Genomic DNA, 22,102 nt, shown 5'->3' on the forward strand with positions numbered 1-22,102 from the left:
GTGCCTGCGCGCGAGATTCTGGTGGAGATGGGCCGGCGCGGCATGGTCGGTGGCCAGGAGGACATGATTGAAGACACGGCGCTGACCATGGCCAAGGCGCGGGGGTTGATTGCTACCAAATGAGTAGCTTCTGGCGCAATACCCGCAAGGGGTTGCGCCTGATTTGATGCAAATCCTGCCACGCAACACCGCTGGCCCGGCACCGCGCCGGGCCGCCACCACAAGGACACCCCATGAAACTCGATAGCAACACCATCAACGCCCTGGCCGATCGCCTGGAAGGCTGCCAGCTGGCGCAAAAAGACACCACCAAAATCACCGATGACCATCCCGAGATGGACTGGGATGACGCCTACGCCATCCAGAACGAAATCCGCCGCCGCAAGCTGGCGCGTGGGCGCACCATCGTCGGTCTGAAGGCGGGCCTGACCTCGCACGCCAAGATGAAGCAAATGGGCGTCAGCACGCCCGTGTTCGGCTTCATGACCGACGACTACGTCGTGGCCGATGGCGGCGAGTGCAAGGTCAGCGAATTGATCCACCCCAAGGTCGAGCCCGAAATCGCTTTCGTTACCAAAACCGAGCTGCGCGGCCCCGGCTGCCACATTGGCACCGTGCTGGCCGCCACCGACTTTGTCATGCCCGGCATCGAGGTGATTGACAGCCGTTACCGCGACTTCAAGTTCGACCTGAAAAGCGTGGTGGCCGACAACACCTCGGCTGCGCGCTTTGTGGTGGGCGGCCAGCCCGTCAGCGTGAGCGATTGCGACCTGCGCACCGTGGGCGTGGTGCTGGAAAAGAACGGCATCCCGGTGGCGTTTGGCGCCGGTGCCGCCGTGATGGGCCACCCCGCCGCCGCCATTGCAGCATTGGCCAACCTGCTGGCCGAGCGCGGCGAGAGCATTCCCGCTGGCACCTTGATTTTGTCGGGCGGCATCACCGAAGCCGTGGCCGTGCAGGCCGGAGACAACGTGACGCTGCGCGTGCAAGGCATGGGCAGCACCAGCATCCGTTTCGTTTAACACCTTCAGACCCCGGAGATCACCATGCCATTTGCCCAGATTTACATGATCGAAGGCCGCACCGAAGAGCAAAAGCGCGCGGTGATCGAAAAGGTCACTGCCGCGCTGGTGGAAGCGGTCGGGGCGCCCATTGCCAATGTGCGCGTCTGGATTCACGACGTGCCCAAAGAAAACTGGGGCATCGCGGGCACCAGCGCCAAAGACCTCGGGCGCTAAAGGCCCGATGGCCGCTGGCCGGGGTGTCTCCCGCTGCCACCCGCCAAGGTGGCAGCGCAGGGCCTCCCCAAAACCAGCCATGCCATCCCACACCAGGGCCGCCGGGGAACAGCAGGTTGTCCCCGGCCCCAGACAGCCATACCCATTTCAAGAATCCGCCAATGCAGGCGGACGGGCTGATTTTTTGCTTTTTTTAACAGCCGGTTCACGCCGGCACCTCTCCAGGAGACAAGCCTCATGAGTACTTTCCCTCTTTCCCGCCGCGCCATCGTCGCCGCTGCTGTGTCTTTGGCCGCACCCATGGCCATGGCCCAAGCACCGGCCAAGCTCCGGGTGGGTTTCATGTTGCCCGCCACCGGCACGTTTGCTGCCTTGGGAGCTGCCATCGAAAACGGCTTCAGGCTCCATCTGGCTGAACAAGGCGGCAAGCTCGGTGGCCGTGAGGTGGAGTTTTTCAAGGTGGACGACGAGTCCGACCCCTCCAAAGCGATCGACAACGTCAACAAGCTCATCAAGCGCGACAACGTGGATGTGCTGATTGGCAGCGTTCACTCCGGCGTGGCCATGGCCATGGCCCGCGTGGCCAAGCAATCGGGCACGCTGATGATTAACCCCAACGGCGGCGCCGACGCCGTCACCGGCCCCATGTGCGCGGTCAACATCTTCCGCAGCAGCTTCAGCAACTGGCAGCCCGGCTACGCCATTGGCCAGGCCATGGCGGCCAAGGGCCACAAAACCGCAGCCACCGTGACCTGGAAGTACGCCGCTGGCGACGAAATGGCCAAGGGCTTCAAAGAGGGCTTTGAAAAAGCGGGCGGCAAAATCACCAAAGAACTCAGCCTGCCGTTTCCCAACGTGGAGTTCCAGGCGCTGCTGACCGAAGTGGCCTCTGCCAAGCCCGATGCCACGTTTGCCTTCTTTGCGGGCGGCGGCGCGGTGAAGTTTGTCAAAGACTACGCCGGTGCGGGCCTGAAGAAAAACATCCCCCTGTTTGGCACCGGCTTCCTGACCGATGGCACGCTGGAAGCGCAGGGCGCCGATGCCGATGGCGTGCTGACTGCACTGCACTATGCCGACGGCCTGAACACCCCGCGCGACAACGCTTTCCGTCTGGCCTACGCCAAAGCCTACAAGATGCAGCCCGATGTGTATGCCGTGCAAGGCTACGACGCCGCCCAGATGCTGGGCATCGGTCTGGCCGCCGTCAAGGGCGATGCAAAAAACACGGCGGGCTTTGCCGCTGCCTTGACCAAGGCCACTATCGACAGCCCGCGTGGCAAGTTCACCATCTCCAAGTCGCACAACCCGATCCAGGACTTGTACCTGCGTGAAGTTTCCGGCAAGGAAAACAAGGTGGTCGGCATCGCCAGCAAGGCGCTGGAAGACCCGGGCCGTGGCTGCCGCATGTAATTCGGGCGCCCTGGCTTTCTGGCTCTCCAGCTCCTAAACCAGCCCTTCCCCCCGCGCGGGGGAAGGGTGCCACGCGGAAATCAATATGGACTTAACAACCTTTCTCATTCAGTGTCTGAATGCGGTGCAGTACGGCTTGTTGCTGTTTCTGGTCGCTTCGGGGTTGACGCTGATCTTCGGCATCATGGGGGTGATCAACCTCGCCCACGGCAGTTTTTACATGGTGGGTGCTTACATGGCGTATGCCTTGTCGCCCATCGTGAGCAGCACCTTCGGTGGCGGTTTTTTTGCCGTGCTGGTGGTGGGGCTGGTGCTGTCGGTGCTGCTCGGTTATGTGCTGGAGTGGGCTTTTTACAGCTACCTGTACGAGCGTGAGCATTTGCAGCAGGTGCTGATGACCTACGGGCTGATTCTGGTGTTCGAGGAACTGCGCAGCCTGCTGGTGGGCGACGATGTGTATGGCGTGAAGGTGCCCGACATCCTGGCGGGCTCGCTGCAACTGGGCGAGATGATGACCTACCCGGTGTACCGCCTGTTTGTCTCGGCCGTCTGTCTGGCGCTGGCGGTGGGCATGTTCTTTGTGTTCACCCGCACCCGCCTGGGCATGATGATCCGCGCCGGTGCCAGCAACCGCGAGATGGTGCAGTCGCTGGGCATTGACATCCAATTTTTGTACCGCGTGGTGTTTGCCGCCGGGGTGGCCATTGCCGCGCTGGCCGGCATGGTGGCTGCGCCCGTGTCGTCGGTGTACCCGGGCATGGGCAACCAGGTGCTGATCATCTGCTTTGTGGTGGTGGTAATTGGCGGCATCGGCTCCATCAAGGGCGCGCTGGTGGCCGCTTTGATGATTGGCGTGGTCGATACCTTCGGCAAGGTCTTTTTGCCGCAAGCCTCTGGCGTGCTGGTGTACCTGCTGATGGCAGGCATCCTGCTCTGGAAACCCGATGGTCTTTTTAAAGCGGGCTAATGCAATGACCCATAACGAAACATCCAAGTTCGCCTTTGTGGCGGTCTTCTTTGTCGCACTGGCAGCTTTTCCTTTTTTCAGCGGCAACTTTGGCGTCGATCTGGTGAGCAAGATCATGATTTACGCCATCTTTGCCCTCAGCCTGGAGCTGTTGGTGGGCGGGGCGGGGCTGGTGTGCTTTGGCCAGGCCGCGTTCTTTGGCATTGGCGCCTATATGGCCGTGCTGCTGTCGCCCGAGTCCGAGCCCGCTTCGCTGCTGTGGCTGCTGCCCGCTGCGGTGCTGGCGGCGGGCTTGTATGCGCTGGTGGTGGGCTCTTTGTCGCTGCGCACCAAAGGCGTGTACTTCATCATGGTGACGCTGGCGTTTGCACAAATGGCCTACTTTGTGGTGCATGACACGCCCCTGGGCGGCGGCTCTGACGGCATCTACCTGAACATGAAGCCCGGGCTGGGCAGCCTGATTCATCTGGATTCGCCCGTGGCCATGTACTTTTTCACGCTGGCTTGTCTGGTGGCGGTGTTTGTCTTTTTGGCCGTGTTGCTGCGTTCGCGCTTTGGCCGCGCCCTGGCAGGCATTCGCGTCAACGAGCAGCGCATGCGCGCCACCGGGTTTTCCACGTACCCCTACAAGCTGGCGGCGTTCACCTTGTCGGGCGCCATCGCTGGTCTGGCGGGCTTTTTGTTTGCCGTGAAGGACGGCTTCGTCAACCCCGAGATGATGAGCTGGCACCTGTCGGGCGCCGTGCTGGTGATGATCATTCTGGGTGGACTGGGCCATTTGCGCGGTGCCTTGATCGGTGCCTTCGCGTTTGCGCTGCTGCAAGAGTTTTTCAAGTCTGAAGCGATATTTGGCGACTTTGCCAAGCACTGGCACCTGGGCCTGGGGCTGGTGATCATTGCGGCGGTGGCATTTTTGCCGCACGGTCTGGTGGATTTGCCAGCCCAATTGCGTGCCCGTCTGGCGGGGGGCCTCACGGGTGGTTCAGAACTGGGTGGCGCGGCCACCAAAAAGGGATAAGCCATGAAGCAAACCGACATTTTGCTGCGCGGCATCAACATCACGCGCCGCTGGGGCGGGCTGGTCGCTGTCAATGATGTGTCCATCGAGCTGGCGCGCGGTACCGTACACGCGGTCATTGGCACCAACGGGGCGGGCAAGTCCACGCTGATCAACATGCTGTCGGGGGAATTTCCGCCCTCCACCGGCACGGTGGAGCTGATGGGCCAGGACGTGACCGCCTGGCCGCAGGCGCGCCGCGCCCGCCACGGGCTGGGCCGCAGCTACCAGCGCAACACCATCTACCCCAGCTTCAGCGTGTTTGAAAACTGCCGCCTGGCCGCGCAGGCAGCGGCGCAAAAGCCCTGGCTGTGGTGGCAGCCAGCCCACCAATGTGCCTACAGCACCGAGGCCGCGCGCGACGCCGCCACCCGCGCGGGCCTGGACGGCATGCTCGAGCGCCAGGCCGGAATGCTGTCGCACGGCCAGAAACGCCAGCTGGAGATTGCCATGTGCCTGGCCACCAAGCCCCAGGTGCTGCTGCTGGACGAGCCGCTGGCCGGCATGGGGGCCGAAGAAACCGAGCGCATGCTCCAGCTCCTGGATGCCCTGCGCACCGACCACGCGGTGTTGCTGGTGGAGCACGACATGGACGCCGTGTTCCGCATTGCCGATGTGATCACCGTGATGGTCAACGGCGTCAAGATCGCCTCGGGCGATGCTGAATTCATCCGCAACAGCCAGGAAGTGCGCACCGCCTACCTCGGGGAAGGACACTGACATGATGGGTAACGACTTTTTGGTGGACGCCCAGGGCGTACACGCCTGGTACGCCTCCAGCCATGTGCTGCACGGCGTTGACATCCAGATTGCGCGTGGCCAGACCATGGGCTTGCTCGGGCGCAACGGCATGGGTAAAAGCACGTTGATCCGCACCCTGCTGGGCCATGTCACCCAGCGCGAGGGCCGCATCACGCTGTTCGGTCAAGACGCCTCCAAGTTCAAACCGCACCAGGTGGCGCGCCTGGGCGTAGCCTACGTGCCCGAAGGGCGGGGCGTGTTCCCCAACCTGACGGTGCGCGAGAACCTGTTGATGGCCGCCCGCCCCGGGCGCGATGGCCGCAACGACTGGACGTATGACCGCGTGATGCAGACCTTCCCGCGCCTGACCGAGCGCCTGACCAACATGGGCAACCAGCTCTCGGGCGGGGAGCAGCAAATGCTGTCGATTGGCCGCGCCCTCATGACGCACCCCGAGCTGATCATTCTGGACGAGGCCACCGAGGGGCTGGCGCCGCTGATCGTCAATGAAATCTGGAACGTGATTGCCGACATCCGCGACAGCGGCATCGCCACGCTGATTGTGGACCGCGATTACCGCCGGGTGCTGGCCCACAGCGACCAGGCCATCGTGCTGCAAAAAGGGCTGGTGGAGCTTTCCGGCTCGTCCGACGCAGTGGCGCTGAATCCGGCACTGCCCAAACTGTTGGGGGTGTAATCGTGAAACTGCCTCAAAAGGAAATGTAATGTCAATAGCCGCCACCATTATTCGGGACGAGCACCGGGCACTGGCTTCAGTCATCAAAGGATTGCAGTTTCTGATTCAGGAAATTCAAAATCGGGGGCAAAAACCCGATTTTGCTTTGCTGCAAGCCATTGTTTCTTATGTGGAACAGTTTCCCGATAAGCTGCACCATCCCAAAGAAGACCAATATCTTTTTCCGGCGCTGCGCCTGCGTTATCCCGCATCGGCCACTGACCTGGATATTTTGCAGGATGAGCACGAACGCGGCGCTGCCGTGACCACGCGGGTGGTAGAAACTTTGCGTGAATATGCCGCCGATCCGGCCCGTTTTGAAGCTTTTGCCCAGGCCGTGGACGATTACGCCAATTTTCACTGGTCGCACATGCACCGTGAAGAAAACGTGATATTGCCCCTGGCCGAAGCGCACCTGACGCCGCAAGACTGGACGCAGATCAACGCGGCTTTCAAGTCCAACAGCGACCCGCTGGTGGGCATCAACACCCAGCGCGAGTTCCGCGAGCTGTTCCGCAGGCTGGTCAACATCATCCCGGCGCCTTACGGCCTGGGCGCTGAGCACCGATAACGCGCGGCCCTAGCGTATTACTGGGGGGCAGGGGTGCCCCCCACCGCTTGGCGCCAGTACCTGTCTGGCACAGCGGCTGGTGTGCGTCAACGCAGCTTCAGGCCGCGCCGCAGAACCACTGGTTTTCCGCCCAGGGTTCTTTTGGTCATCCAGTGCGCCAGTGCCGAGTCCAGCTGGTCTGCGTGCTTGGGGAACCAGTCGGCCAGTTGTGCCACCAGGTCGCGGCAGATGGCCACTTCGCCCTCTGCCAATAATCCCTGCACTTCGCGCACCGAGTGCAGTACGGCGGCGTGTTCATCAATATGGCAGTCGCGTGGCGGAAATTCGGTTTCCCGCATCCAGGTATTTTCTGTTTCAAAATGCGAAACGCAATGCGCTGCAAACTGCTCCAGCAGTGCGGGCAATGCTGCATCGTCGGCGTTTTGCAACTGGCCCAGCAAACCGACAAACTCTTCGTGTACCGTATCAATCGGGTTATAGCCGAGCAGGTATTCATCGCTCCATTGCATAGGCTGTTGTGGTGCAGTGGTGTCGTTGGGTGTCATGGTGGGTTTGGAAAAGGTAAAAAATAAAAATGGTGGTTGGCAGGCGGTAGCGGGCAGATGGTTTCTGGTTTTTTATTGCATGTGGAATTATCGCGAGCCCGTTGCTGAAAATCACCAAAGGCTGCCGATCAGCTGAGCAAAATCACTTCAGCACGGCCACTGAGCACCGGCTTGCACAGGATTTTGTAGCCGTCGGCATCAAACCCGGCGGCCACCGAGTCCAACGCGCCCGCATTCTGGTGGTCGGTGGCGCTGCCCAGGTAGCACCAGTGGCGCACCACATGGATCTGTAAGTCGTGCGGGTGGGGGGGTGATGCAGCGTCGCCGCGCCCGGGCGTGAAGCGTTCGACCAGCCCGATGGCGCCAGGGTAAGGCCAGGTGGCAATTTGCAGGTCTTCCAGTGCCGTGAACAGACGCTGGCGGTGTTCGCCGGGCGTTTCATCGCCCCGGCACACGCCCGCACACTGGTGCAGCATGGCCCGGAAACACGCCTTGCCCGGTGCCAGCTTCTCCAGGCCCAGTGCGCCGTAGCACAGGCGGTGCTGATCGGCCAGCTGGCGCAGCCCCTCCTGTGCGGCGCGCTGGCTGCTGAACAGCCCATACAGGCCCGACTCGGTGGCAAAGTGGATGTCTTTGGCATACACCACCTCGGGCTGGCCGCCTGTCGTGCGCAGTGCGCACAGTTGGCGGTTGCTGCGCAGCTTCTGGTTGAACAGCGGGTGCATCTCCTTGATGAGGCGCGCCTCCAGCAGCAGGGCGCCTATCTCTCCAGCGGTGCGGATATGGCTGATGCGCCGGGTCTGGCGCAGCATGCGTGCTTCGTCGGCCGTGCGCAGGTGCGACAACAGGCGGCTGCGCAGGTTGATGCTTTTGCCGATGTACAGCGGCAGGTCACCTTCTTGCCCGTGAAAGATATACACCCCGGGCGCGGCGGGCATGTCGGCAATGGCCTCGCGCAGGTGCGTGGGGTATTCATAGGTGCTGGCCTGGTCAAACTCGGGGTGGCGGCGGGCAGGGCGGTGCATGGCAGCGTGGATGGCGGGGTGCAAATGCGGTCAAGCCGCGCAGTGTAGGCGTGACCACGCCCCATGCCCCGGGGTCAGCGCTGCCCCCGCCAGCGCCGCAGCCGCAGTCCGTTGGCCACCACCAGTAGGCTGGCGCCCATGTCGGCCAGCACGGCCATCCACAGCGTGGCGCTGCCCGCCAGTGCCAGACCAAAAAACAGCACCTTGACCCCCAGTGCAAAGGCAATGTTCTGCCACAGCACGCGGTGGGTGCGGCGTGACAGGCCCACGGTGTCTGCCACGCGGCGCAGGTCATCGCTCATCAGCACGACGGTGGCGGTTTCCATGGCCATGCCGGTGCTGCCGTTGCCGCCCATGGCAAAGCCGATGTCGGCGCGCGCCAGGGCCGGGGCGTCGTTGATGCCATCGCCCACCATGGCGGTGGCACCCAGGCGTTGCTGCATCTCTGCCAGTGCGTTGAGTTTGTCTTCGGGCAACAGGGCGCCACGGGCCTCCAGAATGCCTGCCTCGCGCGCGATGGCTTGCACGGTGGCCAGGTTGTCACCGCTCAACACCACCGTGGTGATGCCCAGGGCCTGCAACTGCGCAATCGCCTCGGGGGCGTGGGCGCGCAGGGTATCGGCCACGGCAAACAGGGCGCGCACGCCGTGGGCATCGGCCAGCAGGGTGACGCTGCGGCCTTGCTCGGCGTGCTGCGCCAGTGCCGCTTCCAGGGCGGGGCTGGATTGGCCGCGCTCTTGTACCAGGCGCAGGTTGCCCAGTACCAGCGGCTGGCCGTTGATGTGGCCTTGCACGCCCCGGCCAGGCAGGGCGGTGAAGTGCTCTACGGCATCGGCTGACAGGGTGGGCGCGGTGTGGCGGGCGGCGGCGCTGCCAGCGCCGGCTTGCAGTGCCTGGGCAATGGCGCGGGAGACGGGGTGGTCAGAGCGCGCTGCCAGCAGCAGCGCTGCTTGGGCCGTTGCGGTGTGCTGCGTGGCCGATGCCGCACCTTCGGGCCAGGTCTGCCAGGCCACCAGTGTGGGCTGGCCGTGCGTGAGGGTGCCGGTTTTGTCCAACGCCACGGCGCGCAGGTGGCGGGCGGCCTCCAGTGCGCTGCCGCCTTTGATGAGGATGCCGTGGCGCGCTGCCGCCGTGAGTGCGCTGACCACCGTGACGGGTGTGGCAATCACCAGCGCGCAGGGGCAGGCCATCACCAGCAGCACCAGCGCCTGGTAGAGCGCATCGCGCCAGCCCCAGTCCAGCAGCAGCGGCGCGCCCACGGCCAGCGCCACGGCCAGCACCAGCACGGTGGGGGTGTAGAGGGCGGCAAAGCGGTCGATGAAGCGCTGGGTGGGGGCGCGGCTGACCTGGGCCTGTTCGACGGCGTGGACGATGCGGTCCAGCGTGGTCTGGCCGGCTGCCGAGGTCACGCGCATGTCCAGCTCGCCCGTGGTGTTGATGCTGCCAGCGTACAGCGGCTTGCCCGGGCCTTTGTCGGCCAGGGCGCTCTCGCCGGTGATGGGCGCCTGGTTGACGGCGCTGTGGCCGCGCGTGATGGTGCCGTCCAGCGGCACGCGCGCACCGGGGGCGATGCGCACGGTGGCGCCCAGGGGCACGCTGCGCGCGGGCACACGCTGGAATTGGCCGTCGCTGCCCTGCATGTCTGCGCTGTCGGGTGCCAGGGCCAGCAGCTGGCGGATGGCGTGGCGGGCGCGGTCCATGGCGCCGTCCTCGATGCGCTCGGCGGCCACGTACAGGGCCATCACCATCGCCGCCTCGGGCCACTGGCCGATCAGGAAGGCGCCTGTCACGGCCACTGCCATCAGGGCGTGGATGCCCAGGCGCAGGCGCGCCAGATCACGCAGGCCCGAGCGGTAAATGCCCAGGCCCGACAGGGCAATGGCCGCCGCAGCCAGCGCCATGCCTGCCGCTTGCCAGGTGTGGCCTGCGGGGGCGAACAGGTGCCACAGCTCGGCCAGCAGCGCCAGGGCCAGGGCCGCGCCCACGCGCGCCCAGCCGGGCAGGGCGCCGTGGTCGTGGCCAGCGTGGTTGCCATCGTCCGCACCGTGCCCGTCGCCATCGCTGTGGCTGCTGCCATGGCTGCAACCACAGCCAGCGGGGGCACAGGCGCTGGCCACAGGCGCGGGCGTGCGGTGGTCGTGGTCGTGGTCGTGGTCGTGGTCGTGGTCGTGGTCGTGGTCGTGGTCGTGGGGCGGATGGGCTGCCAATGGCGCAGGCGGTGTGGGTGGCAAGGCCGTGCCTTGGGCGCCGGGCAGGGGCCAGCGGGAGTGGGGTGTGGAGTTCATGCCATGATTGAAATCCTTGAAGTCACTCGAAGGTCAAGCGATGTCAGACAGTGTTGCGCAGTGGCGCATTGGCGAGGCGGCGCGGCGCTCAGGCGTGTCGGCGGTCAATATCCGGTATTACGAGAAGGAATCGCTGCTCAAGGCGCATGGGAGAAGCGCAAGCAGCTATCGTTTGTATAGCGATTCGGACATCCACCAGCTGCGCTTTATTCGCCTGTGCCGGGCCATGGACATGTCGCTGGACGAGGTGCGCACGCTGCTGGCGCTCGATTGGGCGCGCAAAAGCGACTGCGATGCCGCCCGCGATGCCCTGGACGCGCACTTGTCGCACGTGCGCACGCGCTTGCAAGAGCTGCACGCCCTGGAGCGCGACCTGCAAACCCTGCGCAACCGCTGCGACGGCAGCGATGACCACTGCCACATCATTGCGGCCCTGCACGCCCAGGCCGATGCCCAGGCCCTGTCGGCGCCGCGCAGTGCCCCGGCCAAGCGCCATGTATAAGCCTGTGCAGGGGTTTTGCGAAGATTATCAAATTGATAGCTGCTCGCGCCCATTGGATGGGCGTTAGAGGCCCATTTGGTATCAAAAAATGGCGCCCGTGGGCGCTATGATTCGCCCATGATGTCGCTTTTGCCTGGCTCCCGCATTCCCGCACGCTGGTGGCGCACCTGGCAGCGCTGGGTGCTGGCCTGGAGCCGCATCGTGTACCTGGGGGCGGTGGTGCTGGTGCTGGTGCTGTCGCCATCGACCTACAGCCCGGCGGCGCGGCGCACGCTGGCGCGCCACATGTACCTGGGCACTGCGCCCATCCTGTTGGGCTTTACGGTGCTGGCGGCGCTGCTGTGCCTGGTGATTACGCACATCGTGGTGGTCACGGCGCTCAGCTACGGGCTGTCGCGCTACGCGCTGGAGATGGTCATTCGTGTGCTGGTGCTGGAGCTGATTCCGCTGACGGCGGCGCTGTTTGTGGCCATGCGCTGCACCATTCCCAGTGGCGCGCAGTTGGCGCTGTTGCGCCAGTCGGGGCATTTTGGCTGGCTGCGCCAGCACGGCGCCGACCCGGTGCGCACACAGCTACTGCCACGCGTGCTGGCCGGGGTGTTTGCCAGCATCACGCTGGCGGCGCTGTCGTGTGTGGTGGCGCTGGTCATGGCTTATCTCAGCGTGTATGGCTTTAACGTGGCGGGGCTGCCCGGCTACACGCGCATGTTCGGCCAGGTGTTCACGCCGGTGGTGACGCTGGTGTTTGCCCTGAAAACGGTGTTTTTCAGCCTGGCCGTGGCCTTGATTCCGATGACCGCCGGGATGTACGACACCGGCGAGGCCACCCAGCCCGACTCCGAGCTGGGCGGTCTGGCGCGCATGTTTGCCGTGCTGCTGCTGATCGAGGTGCTCTCGCTCGTCGGCAATTACTATTGATGCCCATGACTGCCACGCCACCCCCGACCCCGCCCGTGCCGCCGTCTGCACCCACGCCATCTGCGCCCCCCATGCCCCCCGTGGACATGCTGCGCCCCGTGGCCCACCTGCAACTCAAGGCAGCGGCGCTGCTGTTGTTTACGCTGGCGCTGATCGTGGGCTCGGGCCTGTATTTGTTGTATGCGCGCGGCGCCTTCGAGCCCACGCAGACGCTGGTGCTCACCGCCGACGACTCCGAGGGCGTGGTGGTGGGCATGGACATGACGTTTTCAGGTTTTCCGATTGGCCGCGTGCGCCGCATTGAACTGGCCCCCGATGGCAACGCCCGCATCATCGTGGACGTGCCGCGCAAAGACGCCCACTGGCTGCGCGTCTCCAGCGTGTTTACGCTGGTGCGCGGCCTGGTCGGCGGCACCAACATCCGCGCCTACAGCGGCATGCTGCAAGACGCACCGCTGCCCGATGGCGCCGTGCGCCCCGTGCTGCGCGGCGACGCCACCGCCGAAATCCCCCAGCTCATGGCCACCGCGCGCGAGCTGCTGGCCAACCTCACGGCCCTGACGGCGCCCGATGCGGCCCTGGGCGCCAGCCTGGGCCAGGTGCAGACCCTCACCCAGCGCCTGCAAGGCCCGGGCGGTGCGCTGCAAGTGCTGATGGGCAATGCGCAAGACGCCCGCAAAGTCATTACCACCCTGGAGCGCACCAACGCGCTGCTGGCGCGCCTGGATGGCATGGCCGCCAAGGCCGACACCCAGGTGTTTGGCGCAGCGGGCGTGCTGCCCGAGGTGCGCGCCAGCGTGGTGCAGCTCAATGGCCTGCTGGCGGACGCCCGCCAGAGCCTGAAAAAAGTCGATGCCGTGCTGGAGCAGGCCCAGGCCGTGGGCGCCAACGTGCGCGAGGGCACCGCCGACCTGGGCACCCTGCGCGCCGAGGTGGAAAGCAACCTGCGCCAGATAGAAGGGCTGGTCAACGAATTGCAGCGCAAATGGCCGTTTGCCCGTGATGCCGAGGTGAAGTTGCCATGACGTTGTTACCCCACATGCCCCCAGGGCTGGCCCGCCGGTTCGCAGCGTGGTGGCGTGCCATTGCCCGTGCCCGCGTGGGTGCAGTGACTGGCTTGGGCGCTGGCGCTGCTGCCCGTACCGGCTGGCGCGCTGGCGCGGTGGCGCTGTGTCTGTGGGCCGCCGGTTGCTCCAGCCAGCCGCCCGTGCCCGATTGGAAGCGCAACGCCAGCGCCGCTGCCGACAAGGCCGTGGCCGCCTCCCTCTCGGGTGATGGCCGCATCGCGCAACTTGAATGGGACCGCGCCCGCCAGCAAACCGCGCGCACCGGCCAGATTACCTTGCTGGCGCGGCTGGAGTTGCTGCACTGCGCGGCGCAGGTGGCCAGCCTGAATCTGGCGCCCTGTGCCGGTTTTGACGCACTGCGCGCCGATGCCGCACCGGCGGAACGGGCCTATGCCGACTATCTGGCAGGCCGCGCCACGGCCCAGACGGTGCCGCTGCTGCCACCGGCCCAGCAAAGCACAGCGCTGGTGCCTGCCGAACAGGCCGCACAGGCGCTGGCGGCCATCACCGACCCGCTCTCGCGCCTGGTGGCCGCCGGGGTGCTGCTGCACACCGGGCGCGCCCACCCGGATGTGATCGCCCTGGCCACCGACACCGCATCCGCCCAAGGCTGGCGCCGCCCGCTCATGGCCTGGCTGCTGCTGCAAGCGCAGCGCGCCGATGCCGCGGGCGACACCGAAGAAGCCGCGCGCCTGCGCAGGCGCATCCACCTCGTCGAGCGCAGCGGTGCCAAGCCCTGAATGCGCCCGGACATCAATCCAATATGCCGGAAGAAGAAACCATTGCATCCAGGCCCGATGGCAACTGTGCCAGGGCATCGGCGGCCTGTACGGCCACATCTGGCAACAACACCACAGCGGTGGCGCTCACGGCCAGAACCACGGTGGCAGCAAAAGCCATCAGCGGGTGCGAGCGCGCTGGCTGGCGGGGTGGCAGGTGTCGGCGTTTCATGGCGGAATCTCCTGTCAATGCGCCTTGCCGAATTGGCAAAGGCCCGCAAGGTTGTGATTACCGCGCCCCCGCACGGTTCCGTCTGTCAGACGAGCGCGCTTGGTGGTGAGCGTGCGTAACAGTCCCGGGATGCATGTGTCTTCCAGCGCACTGAGAACCCCGCTGACCGAGGTCTGGATGGTGCACGCCGTGCGCGCCCTGGAGCAGACCGGCCCGCTGGACGATGCCCAGGCCATGGCCGAGGCGTTTGCCCGCCACACCCACCCGCAAGCGCGCTTGCGCGAGCGCGCCTGGCTGCTGGGCCAGCGCCTGGGCCTGCCCGCGCAGATGGCGCGCTGGCGCGATGCCGCCTGGTGGCTGGGCGCCGCGCTGGCCGTGGCGGTGGTGCTGATGGCCAATGGCATGGTCTTTGCCATCTTGGCGCAAGGCCGCAGCATCCATGCGGGCAGTGCCCTGGTGGCAGCGCTGGGCGTGCATCTGGTTACGCTGGGGGTGTGGCTGGCCACCTTGGTACTGGCGCCGCGCTGGCCGGGGGCGTGGGGGCGCTGGTCGCTGGGCGCGCTGCTGCTGCGCGTGCTGGCGTGGTGGCCCGCAGACCGCACGGCGCCATCGCCCCTGTCCGCCCCGCTGGCCACGGGTGCCCGCCAGATGCTGCGCCAGGCGCGCCTGGCACCCTGGGGGTTGGGCTTGGTCAGCCACCTGGTGTGGGCGGCATCGTTTGTCTGGGTGCTGCTGGGGTTGCTGGGGGCTTTTGCCTTCCGCGAGTACCGCCTGACCTGGGAGAGCACGATTTTTGACCCGGCGTTTTTTCAGGCACTGGTGCAGGCCAGTGGCTGGTTGCCCGCGCAACTGGGCTTTGCCGTACCCGATGGGGCCGTGTGCATGGCCGGGCAGATGGCGCCAGCGGCACTCGCTGCCGGGCCAGACGCCTGTACCCGCGCCGCTGCGTGGTGGCTGCTGGGCTGCGTAGCGGTGTACGGGTTGCTGCCGCGCCTGCTGTGCGCGGCATGGTGCGCCGGGGTCTGGCAGCGGCGCAAAAAACGCCTGGCCCTGGATACCGCTGACCCCTACCTGCGCCAATTGCTGGCGCGCTGGGATGCGATGGCGCCCGCGTACATCACCGACCCCGAGCCGCTTGCGCTGCCCGGCGCCACCAGCGCGCCCGGTGGCAGCGCGCCAGACGCCAGTGCCCACCGCAGCGCCATCGCCTGGATTGGCTTTGAGCTGCCCCAGGCCCAGGCTTGGCCACCACCCCAGGCTGCCAGCGCAGCCCTGGTCGAGCGCATTGCCGGCACCCAGGACGAGCGCAGCCGCGTTCTGGCAGCTCTGGCCCGGCTGCATCCGGGCGCGCTGGTGCTGGTGTGCAACGCCGCCGCCACCCCCGACCGGGGCACCGAGCGTTTTCTGCGCGAGGCGTGCAGCCACGCCGGGCAGTGCGCGCTGTGGCTGGTGCTGCCGGGCAGCCCCGGCGCACCGTCCGGGTCGGCCCCGCCCAGCGCCCCCGCGCAGCGCTGGCGCGACTGGCTGGACACCCGGGGCCTGCCCACCGTGCCCACCTTCACCGACGCCGCCCAGGCCCAATCCTGGGCCGAGCAGGTGTCAACCACCCCGCCATGATTGCCCCTACCGATTCCTATCCGCCGCTGGACATCGCCGTGGTGGGCCACACCAACGTTGGCAAAACCTCGCTCTTGCGCACCTTGCTGCGCCAGCCTGACTTTGGTCAGGTCTGCGACAGCGCGGGCACCACCCGGCACGTCGAGCGCACCGACCTGCGCATTCAGGGCGCGGTGGCCGTGCGCTACTTTGACACCCCGGGCCTGGAAGACTCGGTGGCGCTGCACCACTACCTGCAATCCTTGCCCGGCGATTTGCCCACGCCGCTGGAGCGCGTGCGCGCCTTTCTGCGCGGCCCCGAGGCGCAGGCCGCCTTCGAGCAAGAAGCCAAGGTGCTGCGCAAGCTGCTGGAGGCCGATGCCGCCATCTACGTCATCGACTGCCGCGAAGACGTGCTGCCCAAATACCGCTGCGAGATCGAAATCCTCAGCGCCTGCGCCAAGCCCGTCATGCCGGTGCTGAACTTTGCGCGCAGCCCCGGCCACCAGGCGCAGGCCTGGCAGAGCACCCTGGCCGCTTACCACCTGCACGCCTCGGTGCTGTTCGATGCCGTCGCGCCGTTCGTGGGCGCCGAGCGCCAGCTCTACGAAGACCTGGGTGTGCTGCTGCGCGCACGCCGCGCGCAGTTGCAGGCCATCTTGGACGATCTGGCGCTGCAAGCCCAGGAGCGCCGCCTGGCCGCCTGCCAACTGGTGGCCAGCGTGCTGGTCAGCGCCGCCGCCATGCGCCGCGAAGTGCCGCAAGCCGCGCTGGCCGACCCGGCACACAAAACGGCACTGCTGCGCGGTTTTCGGCAATCGCTGACGCCGCAGGTGGCCGCCTGCGTGCAGGCCGTGCTGGCGGTGTACGGCTTTCGGCCCGGCGATGCCGAGGTGGCCGACCTGCCCTGGAGCAGTGGCCGTTGGGATGCCGATCTGTTCCACCCGCAAACCCTGCTGGATGCAGGCCACAAGCTGGGCAAGGGCGCTGCCGTGGGGGCTGCGGTGGGGTTGGCGGCGGATGTGGCGCTGGCCGGGTTGTCGCTGGGCACGGGCACCGCACTGGGCGCCGCTGTGGGCGGTCTGGCCAGCCAGGGCTGGAGCCAGGTGCCGCGCAAAATTGCCAACCGCATGCGTCGCATTGAAGAGCTGACCCTGGAAGACGAGGTGCTGCACCTGCTGGCCAGCACCCTGGTGCGCCTGTGCGCTGCGCTGGAGCAGCGCGGCCACGCCGCTTGGCAGCGCCTGCATGTGGGTGCGCAGCCCGCAGCCGACAGCGCCGCACCGGGAGCGCCCGCCCTGCGCGATCTGCTGGCCCACCTGGCTCCCGCGCGCAGCCACCCCGATTGGGAGCAGGCCCAGCCAGGCGGTGCCACCGATGCCCGCCGCCAGCGTTTGGTGGATGCGCTGGCAGGGCAGTTGGCTACCTTGGTGGCTGCTCCCGGCGACTGAAACGCGCCCCAGCTTTGTTGCGCCGGGCCTCGCCAAAATAGGGGCCAAAATCGCCTCCAGCCCTTGTGCATTAGGCGCAAGCAGCTATGGATTCAGTAGCTTTTTGGGGGCGATGGGGGCGATGGGGGCGATGGGGGCAGGCATCCTGCCGGACTGTGATGTGCCAGAAATCAATGCTCAAAACAGCGTCAAACGCCCTGCCATAGAGCGCCAATAGCTATCAATTAAGTAGCGTTTTTCAAGGGCGCCGGGGGGGCTTTTCATTTCAGGGCCTGTCGTGGCGCACGCGCACAAAGCTGGCAAAGCGCGGCAGGCCGCTGGCGTGCTGGCCGCGAAAGCGGTAGGTCACCCAGCTGCCAAGGGGCGGGGGCGATTCGCGCTCGGCGTCGGTCAGGCCGGTGCCCAGCTTGAAGCGCTGGCCGCTGGGCATTTCTACCAGCAGCGCGCCCAGGCGGCCTGCGTGCTTGCCTTGGCCGGGGATGTGGCCCACCACGCGCGCCTCGGTGTCGTCGTGCGTTTTGACTTTCAGCAAATCATCGCTGCGGCCTGCGCGGTAGTGCGACGCGCCCCGGTGCAGCATCAGCCCCTCGCCACCGCCGCGCACGGTGCGCGCCAGCAGCGCCTGCAAAGCGGCATCGGTGGCCACGCGCTGCTGGGGTACGGCCTGCACCCAGGGCTGTTGCAGGCTTGCCACCAGCGTTTGCAGCGCGCCCAAGCGTTCATCGAAGCTGCCGCCGTGCGCGGGCAGGTCAAACACCATGAAGCGCAGCTGGCGCCAGGCAGCGTCATCCGGTGTTTGCCGCGCGGTGGTGGACTGGGCCTGCGCAAACTGGCCGCGCCCGGCCCACAGTTCACCGTCCAGCGGCTGGGCAGGCCAGCCTGCGGTGAACCAGGCCGGGGCGTTGACCACCTCGCCGCCGCGCGTGCGCAGGCGCTGGCCGTCCCAGTAGCCGCGCACGCCGTCGTATTTTTCGCTCACCCAATAGCCGTGCAGCGCCATGCCGGGGCGGTACACCTGCGCCAGCAGCAGCGCGGGCGCATCGGCGTCGGCTGCGCTGGCCGGGGCAGGCACGGCCAAGCTCCACGCCGCCCAAGCCAACCAGGTCAGAACGCGGCGGCGCTGGAGCATGATGAACTCACTTTTTGATAGCTGCCAGCGCTTTCTGCATCAGCGCTGGAGCCTGTTTTGGTGCTGAATCAGGCCAGCGCTTCGCTGTCGCGGCTGATGCCGGCGGTCTGGCTGAAGCCGCCGTCCACGTAAGTGATTTCAGCCGTCACGCCACCCGCCAGGTCGCTCAGCAAGAACGCGGCGACATTGCCCACGTCCTCGATCGTCACGTTGCGCCGCAGCGGCGAGGCGCTGGCCACGTTGCCCAGCAGCTTGCCAAAGTCCTTGATGCCGCTGGCCGCCAGCGTCTTGATGGGGCCCGCGCTGATGCCGTTGACGCGCATGCCGCGTGGCCCCAGCGATTCGGCCAGAAAGCGCACGCTGGCTTCCAGGCTGGCTTTGGCCAGGCCCATGGTGTTGTAGTTGGGAATGGCGCGCAGCGCGCCCAGGTAGCTCAGCGTCAGCAGGGCCGACTTGTCGTTCAGGTAGGGCAGGGCGGCCTTGGCCATGGCCGGGAAGCTGTAGGCGCTGATGTCGTGGGCGATGCGGAAGTTTTCGCGGGTCAGGCCGTCGAGGAAATCGCCCGCAATGGCTTCGCGCGGGGCAAAGCCGATGGCGTGGACGAAGCCGTCAAACGTGGGCCAGGTTTGGGACAGGTCGGTGAACATGGCCTCGATTTGCTCGTCGCTGCCCACGTCGCAGTCAAACACCAGGGTCGAATTGAACTCGGCGGCAAAGCCGGTGATGCGTTCTTTGAAGCGCTCGCCCACGTAGCTGAAGGCCAGTTCGGCGCCCTGTGCGTGGCAGGCCTTGGCGATGCCGTAAGCGATGGAGCGGTTGGACAGCACGCCGGTGATGAGCAGCTTTTTGCCGGTCAGAAAACCCATGGTTGTTCTCCTGAAAAATCGTGAAAAAGGGAGGGAAGAAAACGGAAGAAACGCAAGGCAGGCGCCGCTGGCGGCCACCAAAAAACGTGGTGCAGAATTGTCGCATGCGGTTTTTGCCTATTTTTTGCCTGTCTCTGTCCTTGGGCGCGGCGGCGCCGGTTGCCTGGGGCGCGCACGGCTACGCTCTGTGGGGTGCGCTCAAGTACCCTGCGGGCTTTGCGCACTTTGATTACGTCAACCCCAGCGCGCCCCGGGGCGGCGAGTTGCGGCTGGTGAGCAATTCGCGCGCCTCCACCTTCGACAAATACAACCCGTTCACCATCAAGGGCAGTGCGCCGGCGTATCTGTCGCAGCTGATGTTCGACTCGCTGCTGGTGGGCCCGCTGGACGAAACCGCCGCTGGCTACGGCCTGCTGGCGCAGGATGTGGAGGTGGCGTCCGATGGCCTCTCCGCCACGTTCACGCTGCGGCCCGAGGCGCGTTTTCACCACGGCAAGCCGGTGCTGGCGCAAGACGTGAAGTTCAGCTACGACACGCTGGTCGGCCCGTACACCTCGCCCGCGTACAAAACCATGCTGATCGACGTGGCGGGCGTGGACGTGCTGGGCGAGCGCACCGTGCGCTACCGCTTCAAAAAACCCAACCGCGAGTTGCCGCTCACAGTGGGCGGCCTGCCCGTGTTCAGCCGCGATTGGGGCGCAGAGGGCGGCCAGCCCAAGCCCTTCGACCAGGTGGTGACGGACGCACCCCTGGGCAGCGGCCCCTACCAAATCGGCCCGGTGCGCTTTGGCAAGGACATCACCTACGTGCGCGACCCGAATTACTGGGCGCGCGACCTGAACGTGCGCAAGGGCACGGCCAACTTCGACCGCATCACCGTCAAGATCTACAAGGACGCCACCGCGCGGCTCGAAGCGCTCAAGGCGGGCGAGTTCGATCTGATGCGTTTTTTCAGCGCGGGCGACTGGGCGCGGCGCGTCAACGGCAAAAAGTTCGACACCGGCGAGCTGGTCAAGGGCGAGTTCCGGCACAAGCTGCCCTCGGGCTTTCAAAGCTACGTGCTCAACACGCGCCGCCCGCTGTTGCAGGACGTGCGCGTACGCGAAGCCCTGGGCCTGGCAGTGGATTTTGAGTGGATGAACCGGCAGATGTTCTACGGCTCGTACCAGCGCGTGAACGGCCTGTTTGGCAACACCGCCTGCGAGACGCAAGGCACGCCATCGCCCCAGGAATTGGCGCTGATGGAGCCCTGGCGCAAAAATCTTCCCGCCGCCGCCTTCGGCCCCATGACCGTGCCGCCGCGCACCGACCCGCCCGCATCGCTGCGCGCCAACCTGCGCCGCGCCCAGCAGTTGCTGAAAGACGCGGGCTGGAGCGTGCAGGATGGCGCCCTGCGCAATGCCCAGGGCCAGGCGCTGGTGCTCGAATACATGGACAGCAACGAAGGCGGCATGCGCACCGTGGCGCCGTGGATGCGCAACCTCGAAAAGCTCGGCATCACGCTGCGGTTTCGCTCGGTGGACTTTGCGCTGTACCAGCAGCGGCTGCAAAAGTTCGATTTCGACATCACCAGCATTGCCTACGGCGGCACCAACAACCCCGGCCAGGAGTTTGCCGACCTGTTCGGCAGCCCGGCGGCCGACACCGAAGACTCGGGCAACTTTGCCGGCGTGAAAAACCCGGCGGTGGACGCCTTCATCACCGCCATGACCGCTGCCAAAACCCAGGCCCAGCTGCTGCCCGCCTGCCACGCGCTGGAGCGCGCCATCGCGCACAGCCATGTCTTGATTCCGCAGTGGACCGCGCCCACGCACCGCATGGCCTACAACGCCTGGCGCGTGGCGCTGCCGGACACCGTGCCGCCGTATTCCAGTGGCGAGGGCTGGGTGATGGACACCGGCTGGGCCAGACAGCCCACGGGGCCATCCGGCACGTCTGCGTTACCGGGGAAAATTGCTCCTGATTCGATAGCTGTTAGCGCGCATGGGAAGGGCGGTTGAGCCATGTTTGCCTATATTTTGAAACGCTGCCTGCTCATGCTGCCCACGCTGCTGGGCGTGCTGCTGCTCACCTTCGTGGTGCTGCAATTCGTGCCCGGCGGCCCGGTCGAGCAGTACCTGGCCGAGGCCAAGGCGGGCGCGGGCGGTGGCGGTGCCGAGGGCGGTGGTCTGGCCTACCGGGGCGCGCAGGGCGTCGATCCGAAGCGGCTGGAGCAGATCAAGCAGCTCTACGGCTTCGACAAACCCGCGCCCGAGCGCTTTGCGCAGATGCTGGGCCAGTTCGCGCGCTTTGACCTGGGGCGCAGCTTTTTCCAGAACAAGGACGTGTGGGAGCTGATCCGCGAAAAACTCCCGGTGTCCATCAGCCTGGGAATGTGGACGTTTTTCATCAGCTACCTGGTGGCCGTGCCGCTGGGCGTGGCCAAGGCGGTGCGCGCCGGCTCGCGCTTTGATCTGGTGACCACGCTCTTGATTCTGGTTGGCTATGCCATTCCGGGCTTTGTGCTGGGCGTGGCGCTGCTGGTGGTGTTTGGCGGCCAATTGCAGTGGTTTCCGCTGCGCGGGCTGACCTCGGCGAATTGGGAGGAGCTGAGCTGGGGCGCGCGCATTGTCGATTACCTCTGGCACATCACCCTGCCCATCATCGCCATGGTGCTGGGCAGCTTCGCCGTCACGGCCATGCTGACCAAGAATGCGTTTCTGGAAGAAATCCGCAAGCAGTACGTGCTGACGGCGCGCGCCAAAGGATTGAGCGAGCGCCAGGTGCTGTGGAAGCATGTGTTTCGCAATGCGCTGATTCCCATCATCACGGGCTTTCCGGCGGCGTTCATCGGCGCGTTCTTTGCGGGTTCGCTGTTGATTGAGACGCTGTTTTCCCTCGACGGCCTGGGCCTCTTGAGCTACGAGAGCGTGATCCGGCGCGACTACCCGGTGGTGCTGGGCACGCTGTACCTGTTCACGCTGATCGGCCTGGTGACCAAGCTGATTTCTGACCTTTGCTATGTGTGGGTGGACCCGCGTGTCAAGTTTGATTGAAGGACATTCATG

22 protein-coding genes and 1 pseudogene are annotated in these 22,102 nt (G+C 66.0%); 17 read left to right on the top strand and 6 right to left on the bottom strand.

Annotated features, from left to right (window positions below; all coding sequences use genetic code 11):
- The 9 genes and pseudogenes from EV674_RS07460 to EV674_RS07500 form a co-directional block, all read left to right on the top strand.
- Positions 1 to 123 (top strand): annotated as a pseudogene (locus tag EV674_RS07460) (4-hydroxy-2-oxovalerate aldolase); the annotation flags it as partial.
- Positions 124 to 233: 110 nt separating this feature from the next.
- Positions 234 to 1,022, top strand: coding sequence for a 2-oxo-3-hexenedioate decarboxylase (dmpH, locus tag EV674_RS07465; RefSeq protein WP_119012543.1), 789 nt, complete (start codon positions 234 to 236; stop codon positions 1,020 to 1,022).
- 24 nt (positions 1,023 to 1,046) lie between these two features.
- Positions 1,047 to 1,238 (top strand): 2-hydroxymuconate tautomerase, encoded by a 192-nt coding sequence (locus EV674_RS07470; RefSeq protein ID WP_119012544.1) that lies wholly within the window; start codon positions 1,047 to 1,049, stop codon positions 1,236 to 1,238.
- A gap of 237 nt (positions 1,239 to 1,475) precedes the next feature.
- The gene (locus EV674_RS07475) at positions 1,476 to 2,648 is read left to right on the top strand and encodes an ABC transporter substrate-binding protein (protein WP_119012545.1); all 1,173 of its coding nucleotides are present in this window, start codon (positions 1,476 to 1,478) and stop codon (positions 2,646 to 2,648) included.
- 85 nt (positions 2,649 to 2,733) lie between these two features.
- A complete protein-coding gene (locus tag EV674_RS07480; protein WP_119012546.1) occupies positions 2,734 to 3,615 on the top strand; it encodes a branched-chain amino acid ABC transporter permease in 882 nt (293 codons plus the stop codon).
- 4 nt (positions 3,616 to 3,619) lie between these two features.
- Positions 3,620 to 4,633: a branched-chain amino acid ABC transporter permease gene (locus tag EV674_RS07485; protein ID WP_119012547.1), complete on the top strand. Its 1,014-nt coding sequence runs from the start codon at positions 3,620 to 3,622 to the stop codon at positions 4,631 to 4,633.
- Between the two features lie 3 nt (positions 4,634 to 4,636).
- Positions 4,637 to 5,392 carry an ABC transporter ATP-binding protein gene (locus EV674_RS07490; protein ID WP_119012548.1) on the top strand — a complete coding sequence of 252 codons (756 nt, stop codon included), beginning with the start codon at positions 4,637 to 4,639 and terminating at the stop codon, positions 5,390 to 5,392.
- A gap of 4 nt (positions 5,393 to 5,396) precedes the next feature.
- Complete coding sequence (locus EV674_RS07495; protein WP_119012627.1) at positions 5,397 to 6,110, top strand: ABC transporter ATP-binding protein; 714 nt, start codon at positions 5,397 to 5,399, stop codon at positions 6,108 to 6,110.
- Positions 6,111 to 6,138: 28 nt separating this feature from the next.
- Entirely contained in the window at positions 6,139 to 6,720 is a 582-nt protein-coding gene (locus EV674_RS07500) for a hemerythrin domain-containing protein (RefSeq protein WP_119012549.1), read from the top strand.
- Positions 6,721 to 6,806: 86 nt separating this feature from the next.
- Here EV674_RS07500 and EV674_RS07505 read toward each other — a convergent pair whose 3' ends face one another.
- The 3 genes from EV674_RS07505 to EV674_RS07515 form a co-directional block, all read right to left on the bottom strand.
- Complete coding sequence (locus EV674_RS07505; RefSeq protein WP_119012550.1) at positions 6,807 to 7,265, bottom strand: bacteriohemerythrin; 459 nt, start codon at positions 7,263 to 7,265, stop codon at positions 6,807 to 6,809.
- 128 nt (positions 7,266 to 7,393) lie between these two features.
- Complete coding sequence (gene cho / locus EV674_RS07510) at positions 7,394 to 8,290, bottom strand: excinuclease Cho (protein WP_119012551.1); 897 nt, start codon at positions 8,288 to 8,290, stop codon at positions 7,394 to 7,396.
- Between the two features lie 74 nt (positions 8,291 to 8,364).
- On the bottom strand, positions 8,365 to 10,575 hold the full coding sequence (locus EV674_RS07515) for a heavy metal translocating P-type ATPase (RefSeq protein WP_132750392.1): 2,211 nt from the start codon (positions 10,573 to 10,575) through the stop codon (positions 8,365 to 8,367).
- Positions 10,576 to 10,615: 40 nt separating this feature from the next.
- Between EV674_RS07515 and EV674_RS07520 the strand changes: the two genes are divergently transcribed.
- The 4 genes from EV674_RS07520 to EV674_RS07535 all read left to right on the top strand — a co-directional run bounded on the left by EV674_RS07520 (position 10,616) and on the right by EV674_RS07535 (position 13,802).
- Positions 10,616 to 11,077, top strand: coding sequence for a Cd(II)/Pb(II)-responsive transcriptional regulator (locus EV674_RS07520; protein ID WP_119012553.1), 462 nt, complete (start codon positions 10,616 to 10,618; stop codon positions 11,075 to 11,077).
- A 117-nt stretch (positions 11,078 to 11,194) separates the two neighbouring features.
- Positions 11,195 to 11,995 carry an MlaE family ABC transporter permease gene (locus EV674_RS07525; RefSeq protein WP_119012554.1) on the top strand — a complete coding sequence of 267 codons (801 nt, stop codon included), beginning with the start codon at positions 11,195 to 11,197 and terminating at the stop codon, positions 11,993 to 11,995.
- A 71-nt stretch (positions 11,996 to 12,066) separates the two neighbouring features.
- A complete protein-coding gene (locus EV674_RS07530; protein WP_119012555.1) occupies positions 12,067 to 13,020 on the top strand; it encodes an MlaD family protein in 954 nt (317 codons plus the stop codon).
- Positions 13,017 to 13,802, top strand: coding sequence for a hypothetical protein (locus EV674_RS07535; RefSeq protein ID WP_306418964.1), 786 nt, complete (start codon positions 13,017 to 13,019; stop codon positions 13,800 to 13,802). The genes EV674_RS07530 and EV674_RS07535 overlap by 4 nt, the downstream gene beginning before the upstream one ends.
- Positions 13,803 to 13,815: 13 nt before the next feature.
- On the opposite strand, the gene EV674_RS07540 is transcribed toward EV674_RS07535, so the two are convergent.
- The gene (locus EV674_RS07540) at positions 13,816 to 14,013 is read right to left on the bottom strand and encodes a hypothetical protein (protein WP_119012556.1); all 198 of its coding nucleotides are present in this window, start codon (positions 14,011 to 14,013) and stop codon (positions 13,816 to 13,818) included.
- A gap of 129 nt (positions 14,014 to 14,142) precedes the next feature.
- Between EV674_RS07540 and EV674_RS07545 the strand changes: the two genes are divergently transcribed.
- Both EV674_RS07545 and EV674_RS07550 read left to right on the top strand, forming a co-directional pair.
- A complete protein-coding gene (locus EV674_RS07545; RefSeq protein WP_119012557.1) occupies positions 14,143 to 15,630 on the top strand; it encodes a DUF2868 domain-containing protein in 1,488 nt (495 codons plus the stop codon).
- Complete coding sequence (locus EV674_RS07550) at positions 15,627 to 17,060, top strand: GTPase/DUF3482 domain-containing protein (protein WP_119012558.1); 1,434 nt, start codon at positions 15,627 to 15,629, stop codon at positions 17,058 to 17,060. The genes EV674_RS07545 and EV674_RS07550 overlap by 4 nt, the downstream gene beginning before the upstream one ends.
- 265 nt (positions 17,061 to 17,325) lie before the next feature.
- Here the strand turns inward: EV674_RS07550 and EV674_RS07555 are convergent, their stop codons facing one another.
- Both EV674_RS07555 and fabI read right to left on the bottom strand, forming a co-directional pair.
- On the bottom strand, positions 17,326 to 18,189 hold the full coding sequence (locus tag EV674_RS07555; RefSeq protein WP_119012559.1) for a DNA ligase: 864 nt from the start codon (positions 18,187 to 18,189) through the stop codon (positions 17,326 to 17,328).
- A gap of 68 nt (positions 18,190 to 18,257) precedes the next feature.
- Complete coding sequence (gene fabI / locus EV674_RS07560; protein WP_119012560.1) at positions 18,258 to 19,055, bottom strand: enoyl-ACP reductase FabI; 798 nt, start codon at positions 19,053 to 19,055, stop codon at positions 18,258 to 18,260.
- 104 nt (positions 19,056 to 19,159) lie between these two features.
- Here fabI and EV674_RS07565 point away from each other — a divergent pair, with 104 nt between their 5' ends.
- Positions 19,160 to 21,055, top strand: a complete 1,896-nt coding sequence (locus EV674_RS07565) for an extracellular solute-binding protein (protein ID WP_119012561.1) — start codon at positions 19,160 to 19,162, stop codon at positions 21,053 to 21,055.
- A gap of 3 nt (positions 21,056 to 21,058) precedes the next feature.
- Entirely contained in the window at positions 21,059 to 22,090 is a 1,032-nt protein-coding gene (locus tag EV674_RS07570) for a microcin C ABC transporter permease YejB (protein WP_119012562.1), read from the top strand.
- Positions 22,091 to 22,102: the final 12 nt, after the last annotated feature.

The sequence above is a fragment of the Simplicispira metamorpha genome, from assembly GCF_004341365.1.
Taxonomy (GTDB): Bacteria; Pseudomonadota; Gammaproteobacteria; order Burkholderiales; family Burkholderiaceae_C; genus Simplicispira; species Simplicispira metamorpha.

Excerpts from the sequence above, each read along its gene's own strand:
- dmpH (WP_119012543.1), top strand. The coding sequence starts at position 234 with ATGAAACTCGATAGCAACACCATCAACGCCCTGGCCGATCGCCTGGAA.
- EV674_RS07470 (WP_119012544.1), top strand. The coding sequence starts at position 1,047 with ATGCCATTTGCCCAGATTTACATGATCGAAGGCCGCACCGAAGAGCAA.
- EV674_RS07475 (WP_119012545.1), top strand. The coding sequence starts at position 1,476 with ATGAGTACTTTCCCTCTTTCCCGCCGCGCCATCGTCGCCGCTGCTGTG.
- EV674_RS07480 (WP_119012546.1), top strand. The coding sequence starts at position 2,734 with ATGGACTTAACAACCTTTCTCATTCAGTGTCTGAATGCGGTGCAGTAC.
- EV674_RS07485 (WP_119012547.1), top strand. The coding sequence starts at position 3,620 with ATGACCCATAACGAAACATCCAAGTTCGCCTTTGTGGCGGTCTTCTTT.
- EV674_RS07490 (WP_119012548.1), top strand. The coding sequence starts at position 4,637 with ATGAAGCAAACCGACATTTTGCTGCGCGGCATCAACATCACGCGCCGC.
- EV674_RS07495 (WP_119012627.1), top strand. The coding sequence starts at position 5,397 with ATGGGTAACGACTTTTTGGTGGACGCCCAGGGCGTACACGCCTGGTAC.
- EV674_RS07500 (WP_119012549.1), top strand. The coding sequence starts at position 6,139 with ATGTCAATAGCCGCCACCATTATTCGGGACGAGCACCGGGCACTGGCT.
- EV674_RS07505 (WP_119012550.1), bottom strand. The coding sequence starts at position 7,265 with ATGACACCCAACGACACCACTGCACCACAACAGCCTATGCAATGGAGC.
- cho (WP_119012551.1), bottom strand. The coding sequence starts at position 8,290 with ATGCACCGCCCTGCCCGCCGCCACCCCGAGTTTGACCAGGCCAGCACC.
- EV674_RS07515 (WP_132750392.1), bottom strand. The coding sequence starts at position 10,575 with ATGAACTCCACACCCCACTCCCGCTGGCCCCTGCCCGGCGCCCAAGGC.
- EV674_RS07520 (WP_119012553.1), top strand. The coding sequence starts at position 10,616 with ATGTCAGACAGTGTTGCGCAGTGGCGCATTGGCGAGGCGGCGCGGCGC.
- EV674_RS07525 (WP_119012554.1), top strand. The coding sequence starts at position 11,195 with ATGATGTCGCTTTTGCCTGGCTCCCGCATTCCCGCACGCTGGTGGCGC.
- EV674_RS07530 (WP_119012555.1), top strand. The coding sequence starts at position 12,067 with ATGCCCCCCGTGGACATGCTGCGCCCCGTGGCCCACCTGCAACTCAAG.
- EV674_RS07535 (WP_306418964.1), top strand. The coding sequence starts at position 13,017 with ATGACGTTGTTACCCCACATGCCCCCAGGGCTGGCCCGCCGGTTCGCA.
- EV674_RS07540 (WP_119012556.1), bottom strand. The coding sequence starts at position 14,013 with ATGAAACGCCGACACCTGCCACCCCGCCAGCCAGCGCGCTCGCACCCG.
- EV674_RS07545 (WP_119012557.1), top strand. The coding sequence starts at position 14,143 with ATGCATGTGTCTTCCAGCGCACTGAGAACCCCGCTGACCGAGGTCTGG.
- EV674_RS07550 (WP_119012558.1), top strand. The coding sequence starts at position 15,627 with ATGATTGCCCCTACCGATTCCTATCCGCCGCTGGACATCGCCGTGGTG.
- EV674_RS07555 (WP_119012559.1), bottom strand. The coding sequence starts at position 18,189 with ATGCTCCAGCGCCGCCGCGTTCTGACCTGGTTGGCTTGGGCGGCGTGG.
- fabI (WP_119012560.1), bottom strand. The coding sequence starts at position 19,055 with ATGGGTTTTCTGACCGGCAAAAAGCTGCTCATCACCGGCGTGCTGTCC.
- EV674_RS07565 (WP_119012561.1), top strand. The coding sequence starts at position 19,160 with ATGCGGTTTTTGCCTATTTTTTGCCTGTCTCTGTCCTTGGGCGCGGCG.
- EV674_RS07570 (WP_119012562.1), top strand. The coding sequence starts at position 21,059 with ATGTTTGCCTATATTTTGAAACGCTGCCTGCTCATGCTGCCCACGCTG.